Here is a 16,660-nt window from a genome sequence, read left to right as displayed (position 1 = left end):
GGGGGGGGGCGGGGGGCCAAACGGCATGGGCTGCGAAATCGGGCGCCCCCCCCCCTAGTCGCAAGCACCCCGCCCCCCCGGTAATGGCCGGGGGCGGGCGGCTTCGTACGTACCGGGTGTCGGCGGGTTCAGCGCTCCAGGAAGGAGAACAGCTCTTCCCACCGGTCGGTGATGTCGGAGCTGGAGAACCGCTGCACGTTGCGGAAGGCGGCGTCGCCGAGCCGGTCGCGCAGCGCGCGGTCGGAGATCAGCCGGTCCAGCTGCCCGGCGAGCTCCATCGTGTTGCCGAGCCGGGCCACCAGCCCGTCCTCGCCGTGCGTCACGATCTCCCGTACGCCGGGCGCGCAGTCGAAGGCGGCCACCGGCACGCCCGCGGCCATGGCCTCCAGGAGGGTGATCGGGAACCCCTCGGCGCGGGAGGCCTGGGCGAAGACCGAGGCCCCGCTCAGGGCGCCGAGCACGTCGTCGGTGCTGCCCATCCACTCCACGGAGTCCTCGACCCCGAGCTCGGCGGCGTGCGCCCGCAGCGTGGGCTCCTCCGCGCCCACCCCGTAGATCCGCAGGGTCCAGTCGGGGTGTCGGGGGGTGACGTCCGCCCAGGCGTCGAGCAGCAGGTCCACGCCCTTCTCGAAGGAGAGGCGGCCGATGCTCGCCACGACCTTCTCGGTGCGCGGGGCGGGAGCGGGGGGCATGAACGGCAGCGGGTTCGGCATGCTGCCGACGTTCTCCATGCCCGACCGGATCCAGAGGTCCGCGTCCTCGGGGGTCAGCACGAGCATCCGGTCGACCTCGGGGTAGTACCGGCGGATCCGCCGGGCCCGGCTGGACTTCTGGCTGGCGTCGAAGGACTCGTGGCTCATGCCGATGACGGTGAATCCCTTGACGTCGGCCAGGGCCACCCACTCCATCGCCCAGATCTGGGTGACGATGACCACCCCTCCGGGGCGGGCCGCGCGCAGCAGGTCGCCGAACTGGTCCGCCTTGGCCTGCATCAGCGCCCGGCGGGCCGCCTGGCGACGCCGCTCGGGCGCGTTGAGCCGGCCCTTGATACCGCTCAGATGGCGCACCGGGCCCGGGTGGGCCTCGTAGAGCGTCGTCGTCGCGTAGGGGAGGTCGTCGGGCAGCTTCTGCCGGAGCTCCTCCGCGACGGGGGTGATGCCGACGACGTGCACCCGGTGCCCGCGGTCGCTGAACAGCCGGGCCATCTGGTGCGACCAGGTCGTGACGCCGCCGATCTCGTCGACGCTGTTGGAGACGAGGAAGACGTCACGGCCGTCCGCGGCGCTCTGCTGGCTCACTTGCCGCTCCTGGTGAAGAACTTCTCGACGATCTGGCGGGCCGCGTCCCCGCGGTCGTACTCGCCGAACTCGGCGAGGAAACGCTGGCGCGCCTCGGCGTACTTGGCGTCTTCCTCGTCGAACGCGGCGATGGCCTGGAAGAGTTCCTCCGCCGTGGCCACCACCGGCCCCGGGGCCTTCTCCTTCAGGTCGAAGTACGTGCCGCGGATGTCGGTCGAGTACTTCTCGTAGTCGTACGCGAAGAACAGCATCGGCCGGTCCATGAGCGCGTAGTCGAACATCACGGACGAGTAGTCGGTGATCAGCCCGTCGGCGAGCGTCAACAGCGGGGTGATGTCGTGGTACTTGGAGACGTCGATGACCCGGCCCGCCACCGACGGCGGCAGGACGGTGCTGTTCAGGTAGTGGGTCCGCACCAGCAGCGTGAAGCGGTCGCCGAGCCGGTCGGCGAACTCCTCCACGTCGAAGGGGAACTCGAAGCCCTCCACCGCACCGTCCGCGTTCGCCCGGAAGGTCGGCGCGTACAGCAGGACCTTCTTCTCCGGGCCGATCCCGAACTCTCCGGCGAGGGCTCCGCGGATCCGCTCACCGGTCTGCGCCTCGGCGCGGTGTGCCGCGACCAGCGCGTCGTTGCGCGGGTAGCCGGTGCGCAGCAGTACCTCGTCGCGCAGCCGGAACCCCTTGGCCAGGGTGCGGGCGTCGTGCTCGGAGCGGATCAGGAAGTGGTCGAAGCGGTCGACGGCCGCCTGGAGCCGGTCCTGGCCGCCCTTGCCCTGGGCCTTGGTGCGGGGCTCGTGGAAGCCCATGCGCTTGAGCGCGGAACCGTGCCAGGTCTGGATGTAGGTGGTCCCGGGGCGCTTGGCCAGCGACAGCGGGAAGCCCTGGTTGTCGATCCAGAACTCGGCCTGGGCCAGAGCGCGCATGTAGGCCCAGCTCCAGCGCCGCACCAGGGTGGCCCCTTCGGGGAAGCCGTGGGGCCGGCTGCCCTCGTAGGACCAGATCGCCTCGAACGGCGCGCCGGCGCGCACCATTTCCTCGTAGATCGCCTTCGGGCTGTCGCTGTACTGCTTGCCCATGTGGCTCTCGAAGACGACCGTGCCCTTCTTGATCGGCAGCTTCGAAAAGACCTCGTGGTAGACCTTGACCTTCTGCGCGCCCGAGCCCATGTTGCGCCGGGCCCGCAGGGCCTTGCGCAGGCTCCGCTTGACCACGCCGGCGGCCTTGCCGTGCATCGCGCTGTTGATCAGCGCCTGGGTGCGTACGGCTGCGGCGCCCTCGGCGGTCAGGACGTAGGAGAGGTTGCCCTTCTTGGTCATCTCCGGCTCGAAGCGGTCGGAGACCAGCCGGGTCAGGCGGGGGCGGACGCGCAGTCGGGCCGCCTTCTCCAGGTCGACACCGCCGACCGAGACGCGGGTGGTGAGCCGATCGCGGCCGGCCGCCAGCTTCAGGCGTACGTCCCAGACCGCGTCGATGATGCCGAGGGGGCGGATCGTGCCGCCGACGTCGGCCGTGACCTTCCAGTCGATGGTTTTGCCGGCGTGGCGCACCGTTTCCACGGGGAAGCTGAACGACCGCACGCCGATCTGCCGGCGGGCCCGGAATTCGAGCGTGGCCTTCAGCTCGGTTTCCGGCCGGATCCGTCCCAGCGGGTTCACCATGGAACCCGTAAGGGTGACGGTGCCCCGGCCGTCGTCGGTGTACGAGGTGAGCCGGTTGCCCAGGGTCATCGAGCGGAGCGGCATCCCGTTGAAGCCCTGGCCGGTGACGTCCAGTATTTCGCGGCCCTCGGCATCGTCCAGGTGCTCGGCGCACCAGTAGACGCGGCCGTCGCGCTCGGCGAGCGGGGAGGTGAGCCGGCCCTTGTTGGTCATGGCGTCGGCGGCGGGGAGCAGGTTGTCCCAGTCCTCCTTGCCCAGCAGGTAGGCGCAGATGGCCTGGAGGTAGGTGACGTTCTCGTACGCGGCCCGGTCGATGCCGGCCAGGTAGCCGTTGGCGAGCCGGGCGAAGTCGCGGCGGTAGTCGTCACCGAGCAGGGGTAGGTCCCGCAGGTGCAGCACGAGGTCGTGCTTGAGGAATTTGGTGTCCTTCGCGGTCTTGAGTTCCGAGTAGCCCTTGGAGGCCAGCAGCTCGTCGACGCGACGGTGGATTTCCATCCGGTGGACGAAGTTCTCGATCTCGTGGCGCCGGTTGCTGATCGACTTCGCCGAGGCCTTCTCGACCACGTTCCAGAAGTAGACGTGGTTCGGGATCAGCGTGATGCGGCTGGCGGCGACGTAGGCCTGCGCGGAGAAGAGCAGGTCCTCGTAGTGGATGCCGACCGGGAACTCCAGACCCTGCTCCAGCAGGAACGCGCGCCGATAGCACTTGTTCGTGGAGAGGGTGTCGAAGACCAGCAGGTCAGGGTATTCGGTGATCGACTCCAGCGTGCGGGTGCGCGAGTAGATCCACGGGTACCACTCGGTGGTCTTGCCCCACCGGCTGTCCAGGTGCACGCGTACGCACATGCCCGAGACCAGGTCGGAGCCGGTCCGCTCGGCGGCTTCCAGCATGTTGCGGCAGGCGTTGCGCTCCAGCACGTCGTCGCTGTCCAGGAACATGACGTACGTACCGGTGGTCTGCTTGATGCCAAGGTTGCGCGGGGCGCCGCAGCCACCGCTGTTTTCCGGCAGTTGGAAGGCCCGTACCCTCCCGGGGTGCGCGGCTTCAAGTTCCTTGGCGACCGTGTAGGACCGGTCCTTGCTGCAGTCGTCAACGATCACGACTTCGACCCCGTGCAGAGTCTGGTCCAAAACAGACTGGACGGCTGTCGGCAGACGCTCTGCGTCGTTGTAGACGATGACGACTACGGAGACGTCAGGCACGTGCACCTCTATCCCTTTGATGAATTCCCTTTATCCCCGCCCCCCGTCAAAGTACCGCGTGCCGCACTCGCCTCCGGCAGCCCTCGCAGGGGCGTGCATACTTCTCTGGTAGAGGTCAGAGGCTGGTTCGGTCGCCGAAAAATCACCCGTTCGGACCCCGCAGGAAGTGTTCATGAAGCTGTCCGTAGTAGTCCCTTGCTACAACGAAGAAGCCGTGATCGACACCTTCGATACAGAGATTCGCAAGGTCCTGGACGCACTCCCCGTGGAGTACGAGGTCTGCTACGTCGATGACGGCAGTCGCGACGGAACCCTGGGCAAGCTCCGCAAGATCGCTGCACAATACCGGGAGCAGACCCGATATGTCTCCTTCAGCCGGAACTTCGGCAAGGAGGCCGGTATGCTCGCCGGCCTGCGTGAGGCGACCGGCGACGCCGTCGTCATCATGGACGCAGACCTCCAGCACCCGCCGGAGCTCATCGCCACCATGCTGGACTACTACCAGCAGGGGCATGATCAGATCATTGCCCGCCGCACCCGCGAGGGAGACAAGAAGCTCCGCACGGCGCTGAGCCGCCTCTACTACCGGGGAATCAACCGGTGGGTCGACGTGGAGCTCACCGACGGCGTCGGCGACTTCCGCCTGCTGTCGCGCCCGGCCGTTGACGCCCTGCTGTCGCTGCCCGAATACAACCGTTTCTCCAAGGGGCTCTTCTCCTGGATCGGCTTCGACACGGTCCACTTCGACTACCGCAACGCCCAGCGCGAGGCCGGCGAGACGAAGTGGAAGTTCGGGTCCCTGCTGAACTACGGCATGGACGGGCTGATCTCCTTCAACAACCGGCCGCTGAGAATCGGAATCTGGGCGGGCGCGTCACTGGTGGCGCTGACCGGTCTCTACGCGCTGGTGATCACGATCAAGGCGATGACCCAGGGCGTGGACTCCCCGGGTTACGTCACCATCGTCGGGATCATGGTGGGCCTGGGCGGGGTCCAGCTGATCATGCTGGGCCTGATCGGCGAGTACATCGGCCGCATCTACTACGAGACCAAGCGCCGGCCGCACTTCCTGGTGAAGGAATCACACGGAGTCCGGACGGCTCCCCGGGGCTCCGGGGACGCCAGGGACGTCAGGGTCGCGGTGGTCGACGCCGTGGTCGCGGAGCGCAGCAGCTGATGCCGGGCTCCGCGACGGACGAGGCGGGCACGGCGCCGCAGAAGCCGGGCCGCAAGGAGCAGCTCGGTCAGATCTTCCGGTTCGGCCTGGTCGGCGGAGTGAACACCGGCACGTTCTACGTCTTCTACCTGCTGATGCACCCGTGGATGCCGTATTTCGCCGCCTACTCCCTGGCCTTCGTCCTGGCGATGATCGGGTCGTTCTTCATGAACACCTACTTCACCTACCGGACCCGGCCGACCTGGAAGAAGTTCCTGCTCTTCCCGCTGACCAACATCACGAACTACGTGATCCAGTCCGCCGGGCTCTACGCCCTCGTGACCTGGGCGGGCATGAACACCAAGATCGCCCCGCTGGTCGCGGCCATCGTGGCGATCCCGTTCACCTTCGTCCTCTCCCGGAAGATCCTCATCCCGGGGACCGGCGCCGGGGCCGGGGAAGCGGACCGGACCCACTCCGCGTCCACGGTCTGAAACCGGAGGGCGGCCCTGCCCGGCAACCCCGTAGATTGGGCGGGCAGGGTTGGTTTTCGGTGAGGGGCGAGGGGACACAAGTGTCAGCGGCTAGGCAGGGTGTGCTCGACGCGCGCAGGATCGTGGTCAAGGTCGGCTCCTCCTCCTTGACCACGGCCGCCGGCGGTCTCGACGCGGACCGGGTGGACGCGCTCGTCGACGTACTGGCCAAGGCGCGCAGCGGCGGCGAGAAGGAGATCGTCCTGGTCTCCAGCGGAGCCATCGCCGCCGGACTCTCCCCGCTCGGCCTGCGCCGCCGCCCCACGGACCTGGCCCGCCAGCAGGCCGCCGCCAGCGTCGGACAGGGCCTGCTCGTCGCCCGCTACACCGCCTCCTTCGCCCGGTACGGCGTCCGCGTCGGCCAGGTGCTGCTCACCACCGACGACACCAGCCGGCGCGCGCACTACCGCAACGCCTACCGGACCCTGGACCAGCTCCTGGCCATGGGCGCCCTCCCCGTCGTCAACGAGAACGACACCGTCGCCACCGACGAGATCCGCTTCGGCGACAACGACCGGCTCGCCGCCCTCGTCGCCCACCTGGTCCGCGCCGACCTCCTGGTCCTCCTCTCGGACGTGGACGGCCTCTACGACGGCGACCCGTCGCTGCCCGGCACCAGCCGCGTCGACGAGGTCCACGGCCCCGAGGACATCGCGCACGTCACCATCGGCAGCGTGGGCAAGGCGGGCGTGGGCACCGGCGGCATGGCCACCAAGGTCGAGGCGGCGCGCATCGCCGCGGCGGCCGGCATCCCGGTCGTCCTGACCTCGGCCAGCCAGGCCGCGGACGCCCTGGCCGGGCGGGTGACGGGCACGCTGTTCCACTCCACCGGGCGGCGCTCCGCGGACCGGCTGCTCTGGCTCCAGCACGCGTCGACCCCCCAGGGGCACCTCGTACTGGACGACGGAGCCGTGCGCGCGGTGACCGAGCGCGGCAGCTCGCTGCTGCCCGCCGGCATCGCCGCGGTCGAGGGCGACTTCGTCGCCGGAGACCCGGTGGAACTGCGTTCGGCCGACGGCCGCGCGGTGGCCCGCGGGCTCGTCAACTTCGACGCCAAGGAGCTTCCGCAGCTCCTCGGCCGCTCCACGCGCGAGCTCGCGCGGGAACTCGGACCCGAGTACGAGCGGGAGGTCGTCCACCGCGACGATCTGGTCCTGCTCCAGGGCTGAGGTTCGGCAAAACCACCGCGCGGTGAGCCAAGGACTGGTCAACTGTGAGGGGCGGACACGCGTAGCGCAGACAAGGAGGCGGCTGGTGAGACGAGCGCTGACCAGCGTCGGCACCGGGGACGGTGACGCCGTCGGCGAGAGCGGGAACGGCGAGGACCGCGACACCTCGCGGCTCTGGCACGTCACCCTGAGCGTCTCCGGCAAGCCCGCGCCGCTGTCAGAGGTCCGCCGCGGCCTGGAGCAGTTGGCCCACGACCACCCCTTCCTCCTCACCAGCAGGTACGCCGACGACCACGCGGAGATCCGCTACTGGGAGGAGGCCCGCGACCTCCACGACGCGGCGGCCGTCGCCCTGCGCCTCTGGGGTGAACACCGCTCCTCCGCCCAGCTCCCGCCCTGGGAGATCGTCGGCCTGGAGGTCATCGACCGCGCCACCTACCACCAACGCGTGGCAGAGGGCTACGGCCCACCCCCGGCCCACCCGGTGGGCGTGCACCCGTACTAGATCCAGCCTCGCCGGCCACACTCAGCCCCGCCGGCGTTTGAGGCGCGGGGTCTGGGGCGGAGCCCCAGGGAACGGCGTCAAGGAGACGGCCATCTCGCGGGGTGGAACCCCACCGACCCCGGGCCCGCCGGGGATTACCCTGGCCGCATGACCTCGCTCGATGCCGCCACCTCACCCGTCCTAGCCACCGCGCAGCGGTCCCGCACCGCCGCCGCGGCCATCGCCCCCCTCCCGCGGTCCGCCAAGGACACGGCCCTGCTGGCCATCGCGGACGCGCTGGAGGCCCGTACGGCCGAGATCGTCGAGGCCAACGCGACCGACACGGCCAAGGCGAGGGCGGCCGGTACCAGCGAGACCGTCATCGACCGCCTCACCCTCACCCCCGACCGCATCGCGGCCATCGCCTCCGACGTCCGCGACGTCGCGGCCCTGCCCGACCCGGTCGGCGAGGTCGTCCGCGGCTCCACGCTCCCCAACGGCATCGACCTCCGCCAGGTCCGCGTCCCGCTCGGCGTCGTCGGCATCATCTACGAGGCCCGTCCCAACGTCACCGTCGACGCCGCCGCCCTCTGCCTGAAGTCCGGCAACGCGGTCCTGCTCCGGGGCAGCTCCTCCGCCTACGCCTCCAACACCGCGCTCGTCGCCATCCTGCGCGACGCGATCGCCTCCACCGGCCTCCCCGAGGACGCGATCCAGCTCGTCCCCGGCGAGTCCCGCGACTCCGTCCGCGAGCTGATGCGCGCCCGCGGCCTCGTCGACGTGCTCATCCCGCGCGGCGGCGCCTCCCTCATCAAGACCGTCGTCGAGGAGTCCATCGTCCCGGTCATCGAGACCGGTACGGGCAACTGCCACGTCTACGTGGACGCCCAGGCCGACCTCGGCATGGCCGTGGACATCCTCGTCAACTCCAAGGCCCAGCGGCCCTCCGTCTGCAACTCCGCGGAGACCCTCCTGGTCCACCGGGACATCGCCGCCGCCTTCCTGCCGCTGGCCCTGGACGCGCTCGCCGACGCGGGCGTGACCGTCCACGGCGACGGAGAAGTGCTCTCCTACGCCGAGGGCAGCAAGGTCACGGCCCTGCCCGCCACCGACGAGGACTGGGCGGCCGAGTACCTCTCGTACGACATCGCCGCCGGCGTGGTCGACTCCCTCGACGACGCCGTCGCCCACATCCGCCGCTGGACCTCCGGCCACACCGAGGCGATCGTCACCACCTCGCAGGCCGCCGCGCGCCGCTTCACCCAGCTGGTCGACTCGACCACGGTTGCCGTGAATGCCTCCACCCGGTTCACGGACGGTGGTCAGTTCGGCTTCGGCGCGGAGATCGGCATCTCCACGCAGAAGCTGCACGCCCGGGGCCCGATGGGGCTTCCCGAGCTCACCTCGACCAAGTACATCGTCACCGGCGACGGTCACGTTCGGTAGTCGCCCGCTGAACACGGTGTGGCCGGAATTCGGCGGATGCCCTGCCCAAAGCCGCCCTCCAGGTCTACGCTGGTCACGTGCCGGACGACGTGGGGGGCAAACCGTTCCCGGACGACGGGGAGCCCGACGAGGACCGCGGAGGCGCGGACAAGGACTTCGCCTCCGTGGTGTTCGACGAGGACTTCGTCCGGAACGCCGAGATCCGTGAACCGAGCGCCGCGGAGCGCCAGCGGGCCGCCGATCGGGCGCGCGCCGAGGCGGCCGAAGCCGCCCGGGCCGCCTTCGCGGGCGGCTGGACGGGCGACGAGGACCACGACGGGTACGGATACGGCCACACCGACGGCTACCACTCCGACGAATCCGGCTGGGAACAGGGCCACGGCTACGGCTACGCGGACGGCCCGTACGGGGCCTACGGCGGCAGCCTGCGCCCCTACCGCGGCCGCTCCCCGTGGCTGCGCCCGGTCGCCTGGGTCCTCGCGTTCGTGATGGGCCTCGGAATGGTCGCGCTGGCTTTCAGCGCCGTTTACCGCAGCGCCGCCGCCGGTACGGACCCGGCTCCGGCGCCCGCGAGCACCCCGATGGGCGAAGTCACCGGCGCGGGCAAGTTTATGGACCGCGTCGGCCGCCAACCCTGAAGGTACGACCCCGCTCCCTTTCGCCGGAGCCGGGGGCTTCTCTGAAGCGGGGACAGCGGGGAGAAGCGATGGCCATGTCAGCAGATCCACCCGGCGGCACCCCCGAGGACACCGGTGGTGGCGACGAAGAATTCCGCGCGGACGAGTACCGGTCGGTGGTGTTCGACGAGGACTTCGTCCGGGCTGCCCGGCTCCAGGAGTTCTCCGCGCAGGAGCGCATGGGCGAGCACGCCCGTGCCGTACGCAGCCGGTCCATCTGGTCGGGCGGCGGAGGAACGGCCGGATCCCGGGGCGGCTTCGGCGGGGCGGCCCGGCAGGGCCGGATCATCGTGCTCTGCATCGCGCTGGCGCTCGCCGCCGCCGTGTACATGGGGCTGCGCAATCCGTACGTGGCACCCGTCGGAGGCCGGGCCGAGGCGCTCAGCAGCACCATCATCCCGCTCGCGCCCTCCGAACCGGTCCAGGGCGGCCGCCCGGCCGACCTGTACGCCAAGAGCCAGGCCGCGCAGTACCGCGTCGGGGCGGCCGGGATCACCCTGCCCGCCCTGCGCCGCACCCCCCACTTCACCGAGGAGCAGGTCCTCGCGGCGCTGAACGTGGCCAAGGACTACCTGGTGCAGTCCTCGCTGGACCCCGACGTCCTGTCCGGAGCCGCGTCCAGGCCGGTGCGGGTCCTGCTCAACCCCGACCAGCTCCAGCAGTTCGACCAGAGCATGCTCACACCGGCCGGAGACGGGCGGCACGCCCTCACCGGCTGGCTGGTCCGCTTCGACCCCGGTACCGCCGTGGTGGCCGACACCCAGGTCCGGGTGAGCGGCACCCTCGTCGTCGAGGAGGCCGGCCCGGACGTGCTGGAGGTGACCTCCGACCACACCTTCGTCTACGCCGTACGCCCGGCCACCGGCCAGCCGGTCGTCGTGGACGGAGCCTCGCTCTTCACCGTCCGCCGGGAGCTGCGGCTGCGCTTCGGCCGCGACGACCTCACGGCCCGGCGGGTGGAGCTCGTCTCCGCCTACGTGATGGCCGGCCCTCAGGACTGCGCCGCCGACCCGGCACAGGGCTTCCGCCCGCTCCTGGCCGGCGCCGGGCCGACGACGGTCGGCCCGGCCGCGAGCGACCCGTACGCCAGTGGCCATCCGCGGCGCACCTCGGGGCTGTGCGGGGTCCTGGCGCCGACGGCCACCCCGGACCAGGGCGTCAGCCCTGCTCCGTAGCCCCGTCCGAGCCCTTGTCCCCGGCCTTCTCCCCGCCCTTGTCCCCGGTCTTGTCCCCGCTCCCCGTGAACTTGTCGCGGAGCTTGCCGCCCAGGTCGGCGGTGCCGCCGGCGATGTCGCCGACCAGCTTCATCAGTGGGTCCTTGCTGGTGCGCACGGAGTCGGCGTAGTGAGCGGCGGACTGGCGGAAGGAGTCGGTCACCGAGGTGTCCTTGTCCTCGTCGCGCCGCGGGTAGTGGCCGTCCATGATCCGCTGGTAGTCCCGGTTCTGCGACCACTTCTTCAGCTCGGCCGCCCGCACCGTCGTGAAGGGGTGCGTCCGGGGCAGCACGTTGAGGATCTTCAGCACGGAGTCGCGCAGATCGCCGCTCTCCTCGTACTCCTCGGCCTGGGCGAGGAACGCGTCGACATTCATCTCGTGGAGGTGGTTGCCGCCCGCGAGCTTCATCAGCCCGCGCATCGAGGCCTGCACGTCCTGTCCCACCAGCAGCCCCGCCCGGTCCGCCGACAGCTCCGACTTGCGGAACCACTCGCGCAGCGCGGTCACGATCGCCATGATCGCCACATTGCCCAGGGGGATCCAGGCGATCTTGAGCGCCAGGGTCGTCAGGAACAGCAGGATCGTGCGGTACACGGCGTGCCCCGACAGCGCGTGGCCCACCTCGTGGCCCACCACCGCCCGCATCTCCTCCTCGTCGAGCAGCTCGACCAGGCCCGTCGTCACCACGATGATCGGCTCGTCCAGCCCGATGCACATGGCGTTCGGCTTCGGGTCCTGCTGCACGTACATCTGCGGGACCTTCTCCAGGTCCAGGATGTAACAGGCGTCGAGCAGCATCGCGTGCAGGTGCGGGAACTGCGCCTCGCCCACCCGGACCGAGTCCGACAGGAACAGCAGCCGCAGGCTGCGCTCGGGCAGCAGCCCGCTCAGCGCCTTGAACACCGTGTCGAAGCCGGTCAGCTTGCGCAGCGCCACCAGCGCCGACCGGTCCGCGGGATGCTCGTACGCCCGCGAGGAAATACCGGGGAACCTCCTTCGGTCCCGCGCCGGTGCCTTTTCGAAACCCGTCTCCGTCATAGCGCCCTCCCCGTCGATCCGTACGTCCAGCCGTCCGTCTATCCTCTCCAACGCCTGAGTCGGCGTGAGCGTGCCCCAGGCCCCCGCATACGATGTGAGCGAAATCTCCGCCCGCTCCCCGACTCGATAGGTACCTGCCTGATGAGCCTCGCCTCCACTGCCCACTCCCTGGTCGTCCTCGCCGCGGAGGGCGGCGCCGAGCAGCACGGCGGCAACCACGACAGCCTGAACCCGTTCCTGACGGGCGGCGCCGCTTTCGGCATCCTCCTGCTGCTGCTCTGGGTCACCACGCGCCTGAACCGCGACCGCTGAAGCCCGGACCTCGCGCACGCGCTCGAAGGCGGGTCCCCGCCGCCCCACCGGGCCAGTAGGCTCTGCGCTCATGGGAGAGCAGGAAATGCCTACCGGCCCGGTCAAGCGCCGGCTCGGGGTGATGGGCGGGACATTCGACCCGATCCACCACGGACACCTGGTGGCCGCCAGTGAGGTCGCCGCGCTGTTCCACCTCGACGAGGTGATGTTCGTACCGACCGGTGAGCCGTGGCAGAAGTCGCAGCGGGCCGTGTCGTCCGCCGAGGACCGGTACCTGATGACGGTCATCGCGACCGCGTCCAATCCGCAGTTCTCGGTCAGCCGGATCGACATCGACCGCGGCGGGCCGACCTATACGATCGACACCCTCCGGGACCTGAGCGCGCTCAACGACGACGCCGACCTGTTCTTCATCACCGGCGCCGACGCCCTCGCACAGATCCTGACCTGGCGAAACGCCGAAGAGCTCTTCGCGCTCGCCCATTTCATCGGCGTCACCCGGCCGGGCCACGTCCTCACCGACGACGGTCTGCCCGAGGGGGGCGTCTCCCTGGTCGAGGTGCCCGCGCTGGCGATTTCATCCACGGACTGCCGCGCACGCGTCGCCAAGGGGGATCCTGTCTGGTACTTGGTGCCCGATGGCGTGGTCCGCTACATCGACAAGCGCGAGCTGTACCGCGGAGCCTGAGCTCCGGGAGAGAGGGGGCCCCGCGGTGAACGACCGACAGGAGCCGTACGACCCGTACGCAAGCCAGGAGCAGCAGCTCGTCGGCTATGACGCGTACGGGCGGCCGGTCTACGGCCAGGTGCCCGCGCAGCCCGCCCCCGCCGCCCCCCAGTACGAGCAGCAGCAGCCGTACGAGCAGCAGTACGGCTACGACTACCAGGCGTACGGGCAGCAGCAGCCTCAGCAGCAGTACTACCCGCAGCAGCAGGAGCAGTACTCCCAGAGCGGCCAGGCGCAGCCCCAGGCCTACGGGTACGACACCCAGGCCACCCAGCAGTGGATCCCGCAGCAGGCCGCCCCCCAGGCCCCGGCGCAGCCCCCGGCCGCGGCCCCCGAGCCGGAGTTCCAGTCGGCCGGCGCGCAGGTTCCGGAGCCCCGCCGGGCCGAGGGCGGGGCCGCGCAGGAGGCCTCGTACAAGACCGGGCAGTTCGACTTCATCGACCAGCCGGACGAGGACTCCGAGGACGTCATCGACTGGCTCGCCTTCACCGAGAGCCGTACCGAGCGCCGCGAGGAGGCCCGCCGGCGCGGCCGCAACCGCGTGGTGGCCCTGATCGTCGCCCTGGCCGTCTTCGTCGTCGCCGGGCTCGGCTACCTCTGGTACGCGGACAAGCTGCCCTTCTTGAGCGGCCCCGGGAAGGCGTCGGGCGGCGCCGCCGCCGAGGGTCCGCAGAAGCGCGACATGATCGTCGTGCACCTGCACAACACCAAGAAGGGCGGCATCTCCACGGCGCTGCTCGTCGACAACGTCACCACCAAGCAGGGCGCCACCGTCCTGGTGCCGAACACGCTGAGCGTTCCCGGCGACGACGGCACGGGCACACCGCTCGGCAAGGCGGTCGAGGGCGCCGGCCTGGGCGTACGGGAGTCCCTGGACACGGTGCTCGGCACCCACATCGGCGGCACCTGGCGGCTGGACACCCCCTTCCTGGAAACCTTCGTGGACCTGGTCGGAGGCATCCAGGTCGACACCGACGCGGCGGTCCCGGCCGACGACGCGGCCAAGTCCCCGGCCGTGGCACAGGGCCAGAAGCAGAGCCTCAGCGGTGCGATGGCCGTCGCGTACGCCACGTACCAGGCCCAGGGCGAGCCGGAGGCCAAGCGGCTGGACCGCTTCGGCAAGGTCATGTTCGCCCTGCTGCGCAAGGTGCCCGGCGATCCGAAGACGGCGGCGATGACCGTCGAGACCACCGGCCAGATCCTGGACCCGGCGCTGAACGCGCAGGCCCTCGGCGCGCTGCTGTCCAAGCTCGGCGAGCACGCCAAGGTGGGCGCGTACCGCACCGACGTGCTCGCGGTGAAGCCCGACGGCGGCCTCACGGACGAGGCCAACAAGAAGGTGGTCAAGGAGGTCCTCGGCGGCTCCGCCTCGGCGGGCCAGCCCGGCGCAGCCCCGCGGGTGGGCATCAAGGACGCCACCGGTGACGACAAGACGCAGACGGCGGCGAAGGCGGCCCTGATCAACGGCGGCTACACCCTGGTGGACGGCGGCAAGGCCGACAAGACCGCCCCCGCGTCGCAGATCACGTACCAGGACGACGCCCAGCGGGACAAGGCGATCGAGGTCGCCAAGACGCTGGGGCTGCCCGAGACGGTCGTGAAGAAGGCCGAGAACGCGGTCAATGCCGAGATCGTCGTGACGCTGGGCAAGGATTACAAACCGTCCTGAGCCTTCTGCGGCGGCGCCTGTGAGGTGCGGGTCCGCCCGCGCGGGACGTTCCGCGCGGGCGGTGTCGGCGGTACATGAGACCCTTGTAAGGATCTGCCCGCCAACCCGAAAGCATGGCCAGTGACCGCCACGGACCGCTCCATCGAGCTCATCACCGCCGCCGCCCAGGCCGCGGCCGACCGGCTCGCGCACGACATCATCGCGTACGACGTCAGCGACGTGCTGTCGATCACCGACGCCTTCCTGCTCGCCTCGGCGCCCAACGACCGCCAGGTCAAGTCGATCGTGGACGAGATCGAGGAGAAGCTCCAGAAGGAGCTGGGCGCCAAGCCGGTGCGCCGCGAGGGCGACCGCGACGCCCGCTGGATCCTGCTCGACTACATCGACATCGTCGTCCACGTGCAGCACAGCGAGGAGCGTGTCTTCTACGCGCTGGAGCGCCTGTGGAAGGACTGCCCCGAGATCGACCTCCCCGAGGACGCCAAGCTCACCAAGGGCAAGGCGGAGGAGCACGCCGCCCTGCGCGCGGCGCAGGGTGACGACGAACTGGACGGTGATCTGTTCTGAGCGCGACGAACGAAGGTACGACCAGCACGACCGGCGCGACGAGCGCGACCGGCACCGGTACCGGTACCGGCCGGAAGATCGTCCTGTGGCGGCACGGCCAGACCTCGTGGAACCTGGAGCGCCGCTTCCAGGGCTCCACGGACATCGAGCTGACCGAGGACGGTGTGGCGCAGGCGCGCCGCGCCGCCCGGCTGCTCGCCTCGCTGCGGCCGGACGCCATCGTCTCCTCGGACCTGCGCCGGGCCTCGACCACGGCCGCCGAGCTGGCGGCCGTCACGGGGCTGACCGTGGTGCACGACGAGGCGCTGCGCGAGACGTTCGCGGGCGAGTGGCAGGGCCTCACGCACGACGAGATCCTTGAGAAGTACGGCGAGCAGTACGCGGCGTGGAAGCGCGGCGAGCCGGTCCGCCGCGGCGGCGGTGAGCTGGAGACCGAGGTCGCCGACCGGGCCGCGCCGGTGGTCCTGGAACACGCCGACCGGCTGCCCCCGGGCGGCACGCTCGTCGTGGTCAGCCACGGCGGCACCATCCGTACGACGATCGGCCGCCTGCTGGGCCTGAATGCGTACGACTGGGAGGGCCTGGGCGGGCTCTCCAACTGCTGCTGGTCCGTCCTCGGCGAGGGCGCGCGAGGCTGGCGGCTGATGGAACACAACGCCGGCACGCTGCCCGAACCGGTGCTCGGCGACGACGACTGAGCCCGCTTCAGGGTGGCTCCCACCCGGCTCCCACCCGGATTTCACTTTCCGGCTGGTCACAGGCTAGAGTTCTTCTTGTTCGCAGCGCAGAACACCGGAAACGGGGGGAGCGTCGCGGAGAGCGGGGCTATAGCTCAGTTGGTAGAGCGCCTGCATGGCATGCAGGAGGTCTGGAGTTCAATTCTCCATAGCTCCACAATCAAGATCCCGTCCCCAACAGGGGGCGGGATCTTTGCTTTTGTCCCGGACGCCGCACTAGCTGCCCAGGCGCACACCGGCATGGCAGAATCGGACCGCCGGAGGGGGACGACGACGGCCCGACGCGGGAGGGAGTCGCTGACGGATGGGTGCACACCGGCGGCGGTGCGACTGGTGCAACAACGGCACGCCGATCGTGCGGGACATGGAGCCGATCAACCCCGACTACCAGTACTGGTGCGAGGAATGCGCGCGGGCGCTGATCATAAAAGGCGACCCGATCGAGACGTACCGCGAGCTGGAGGGGGAGCCGATCTACGGCCGGCTGCTCGACGAGCACTGCACGCTGAAGCGGTTCTACCAGTTCGCACGCGCCTGACGAGTCGGGTCAAAACGGGCATGGCTCGCGGTCGGTGGAAACCGATTTTTGGACCAGGGCCATGACCGTGTAATGTTTGGGACGTCGCCAAGGGGAACCGGAAACGGAGAACGAAGCGGCAAGCAAGGCAAGGGGCTATAGCTCAGTTGGTAGAGCGCCTGCATGGCATGCAGGAGGTCTGGAGTTCAATTCTCCATAGCTCCACAGTAGAGAAGCGGGCCACCCGGATCGGG

At 70.1% G+C, this 16,660-nt stretch carries 16 protein-coding genes and 2 tRNA genes; 15 read left to right on the top strand and 3 right to left on the bottom strand.

The annotated features are described in order from the left end of the window. Positions 1-128: 128 nt before the first annotated feature. Positions 129-1,298 carry a glycosyltransferase gene (locus ACFXDJ_RS23175; protein WP_384657584.1) on the bottom strand — a complete coding sequence of 390 codons (1,170 nt, stop codon included), beginning with the start codon at positions 1,296-1,298 and terminating at the stop codon, positions 129-131. Next, on the bottom strand, positions 1,295-4,165 hold the full coding sequence (locus tag ACFXDJ_RS23170) for a CDP-glycerol glycerophosphotransferase family protein (RefSeq protein WP_384657587.1): 2,871 nt from the start codon (positions 4,163-4,165) through the stop codon (positions 1,295-1,297). Before ACFXDJ_RS23170 ends, ACFXDJ_RS23175 begins: the two co-directional genes overlap by 4 nt. A 166-nt stretch (positions 4,166-4,331) precedes the next feature. Between ACFXDJ_RS23170 and ACFXDJ_RS23165 the strand changes: the two genes are divergently transcribed. The 7 genes from ACFXDJ_RS23165 (at position 4,332) to ACFXDJ_RS23135 (ending at position 10,799) form a co-directional block, all read left to right on the top strand. Continuing rightward, positions 4,332-5,336 carry a glycosyltransferase family 2 protein gene (locus ACFXDJ_RS23165; RefSeq protein ID WP_384657590.1) on the top strand — a complete coding sequence of 335 codons (1,005 nt, stop codon included), beginning with the start codon at positions 4,332-4,334 and terminating at the stop codon, positions 5,334-5,336. Continuing rightward, on the top strand, positions 5,336-5,809 hold the full coding sequence (locus ACFXDJ_RS23160) for a GtrA family protein (RefSeq protein WP_384657593.1): 474 nt from the start codon (positions 5,336-5,338) through the stop codon (positions 5,807-5,809). Before ACFXDJ_RS23165 ends, ACFXDJ_RS23160 begins: the two co-directional genes overlap by 1 nt. 80 nt (positions 5,810-5,889) lie before the next feature. Next, positions 5,890-7,017 (top strand): glutamate 5-kinase, encoded by a 1,128-nt coding sequence (gene proB, locus ACFXDJ_RS23155; RefSeq protein ID WP_384657595.1) that lies wholly within the window; start codon positions 5,890-5,892, stop codon positions 7,015-7,017. Between the two features lie 85 nt (positions 7,018-7,102). Then, positions 7,103-7,522, top strand: a complete 420-nt coding sequence (locus tag ACFXDJ_RS23150; RefSeq protein WP_384657597.1) for a hypothetical protein — start codon at positions 7,103-7,105, stop codon at positions 7,520-7,522. Between the two features lie 147 nt (positions 7,523-7,669). Next, the gene (locus ACFXDJ_RS23145) at positions 7,670-8,947 is read left to right on the top strand and encodes a glutamate-5-semialdehyde dehydrogenase (RefSeq protein WP_384657599.1); all 1,278 of its coding nucleotides are present in this window, start codon (positions 7,670-7,672) and stop codon (positions 8,945-8,947) included. 77 nt (positions 8,948-9,024) lie between these two features. Then, positions 9,025-9,585: a hypothetical protein gene (locus ACFXDJ_RS23140; protein WP_384850155.1), complete on the top strand. Its 561-nt coding sequence runs from the start codon at positions 9,025-9,027 to the stop codon at positions 9,583-9,585. A gap of 68 nt (positions 9,586-9,653) precedes the next feature. Further along, the gene (locus tag ACFXDJ_RS23135) at positions 9,654-10,799 is read left to right on the top strand and encodes a hypothetical protein (protein WP_384850152.1); all 1,146 of its coding nucleotides are present in this window, start codon (positions 9,654-9,656) and stop codon (positions 10,797-10,799) included. Here ACFXDJ_RS23135 and ACFXDJ_RS23130 read toward each other — a convergent pair. Further along, a complete protein-coding gene (locus ACFXDJ_RS23130; RefSeq protein WP_384657606.1) occupies positions 10,783-11,877 on the bottom strand; it encodes a M48 family metallopeptidase in 1,095 nt (364 codons plus the stop codon). The genes ACFXDJ_RS23135 and ACFXDJ_RS23130 overlap by 17 nt on opposite strands. Before the next feature lie 141 nt (positions 11,878-12,018). Here ACFXDJ_RS23130 and ACFXDJ_RS23125 point away from each other — a divergent pair, with 141 nt between their 5' ends. The 8 genes from ACFXDJ_RS23125 to ACFXDJ_RS23090 all read left to right on the top strand — a co-directional run bounded on the left by ACFXDJ_RS23125 (position 12,019) and on the right by ACFXDJ_RS23090 (position 16,631). Further along, positions 12,019-12,189, top strand: coding sequence for a hypothetical protein (locus tag ACFXDJ_RS23125; protein ID WP_384657609.1), 171 nt, complete (start codon positions 12,019-12,021; stop codon positions 12,187-12,189). A 70-nt stretch (positions 12,190-12,259) separates the two neighbouring features. Beyond that, positions 12,260-12,877 carry a nicotinate-nucleotide adenylyltransferase gene (nadD, locus tag ACFXDJ_RS23120; RefSeq protein ID WP_243334788.1) on the top strand — a complete coding sequence of 206 codons (618 nt, stop codon included), beginning with the start codon at positions 12,260-12,262 and terminating at the stop codon, positions 12,875-12,877. 25 nt (positions 12,878-12,902) lie between these two features. Continuing rightward, the gene (locus ACFXDJ_RS23115) at positions 12,903-14,585 is read left to right on the top strand and encodes a LytR C-terminal domain-containing protein (protein WP_384657612.1); all 1,683 of its coding nucleotides are present in this window, start codon (positions 12,903-12,905) and stop codon (positions 14,583-14,585) included. Positions 14,586-14,705: 120 nt separating this feature from the next. After that, complete coding sequence (gene rsfS / locus ACFXDJ_RS23110) at positions 14,706-15,152, top strand: ribosome silencing factor (RefSeq protein WP_384657615.1); 447 nt, start codon at positions 14,706-14,708, stop codon at positions 15,150-15,152. A gap of 77 nt (positions 15,153-15,229) precedes the next feature. Continuing rightward, positions 15,230-15,850, top strand: a complete 621-nt coding sequence (locus ACFXDJ_RS23105; protein ID WP_384657618.1) for a histidine phosphatase family protein — start codon at positions 15,230-15,232, stop codon at positions 15,848-15,850. Between the two features lie 123 nt (positions 15,851-15,973). Continuing rightward, positions 15,974-16,046 (top strand) — tRNA-Ala (locus tag ACFXDJ_RS23100). 147 nt (positions 16,047-16,193) lie between these two features. Next, complete coding sequence (locus ACFXDJ_RS23095) at positions 16,194-16,427, top strand: hypothetical protein (RefSeq protein ID WP_112446589.1); 234 nt, start codon at positions 16,194-16,196, stop codon at positions 16,425-16,427. A 131-nt stretch (positions 16,428-16,558) separates the two neighbouring features. Continuing rightward, positions 16,559-16,631 (top strand) — tRNA-Ala (locus ACFXDJ_RS23090). Positions 16,632-16,660 lie beyond the last annotated feature (29 nt).

The organism is Streptomyces sp. NPDC059443, assembly GCF_042750105.1.
Taxonomy (GTDB): Bacteria; Actinomycetota; Actinomycetes; order Streptomycetales; family Streptomycetaceae; genus Streptomyces.
Note: the sequence above shows the minus strand (reverse complement) of the source record. Positions and strands in the feature narration are given on the sequence as shown.

Excerpts from the sequence above, each read along its gene's own strand:
- ACFXDJ_RS23160 (WP_384657593.1), top strand. The coding sequence starts at position 5,336 with ATGCCGGGCTCCGCGACGGACGAGGCGGGCACGGCGCCGCAGAAGCCG.
- ACFXDJ_RS23095 (WP_112446589.1), top strand. The coding sequence starts at position 16,194 with ATGGGTGCACACCGGCGGCGGTGCGACTGGTGCAACAACGGCACGCCG.
- ACFXDJ_RS23135 (WP_384850152.1), top strand. The coding sequence starts at position 9,654 with ATGGCCATGTCAGCAGATCCACCCGGCGGCACCCCCGAGGACACCGGT.
- nadD (WP_243334788.1), top strand. The coding sequence starts at position 12,260 with ATGGGAGAGCAGGAAATGCCTACCGGCCCGGTCAAGCGCCGGCTCGGG.
- ACFXDJ_RS23125 (WP_384657609.1), top strand. The coding sequence starts at position 12,019 with ATGAGCCTCGCCTCCACTGCCCACTCCCTGGTCGTCCTCGCCGCGGAG.
- ACFXDJ_RS23130 (WP_384657606.1), bottom strand. The coding sequence starts at position 11,877 with ATGACGGAGACGGGTTTCGAAAAGGCACCGGCGCGGGACCGAAGGAGG.
- ACFXDJ_RS23165 (WP_384657590.1), top strand. The coding sequence starts at position 4,332 with ATGAAGCTGTCCGTAGTAGTCCCTTGCTACAACGAAGAAGCCGTGATC.
- ACFXDJ_RS23145 (WP_384657599.1), top strand. The coding sequence starts at position 7,670 with ATGACCTCGCTCGATGCCGCCACCTCACCCGTCCTAGCCACCGCGCAG.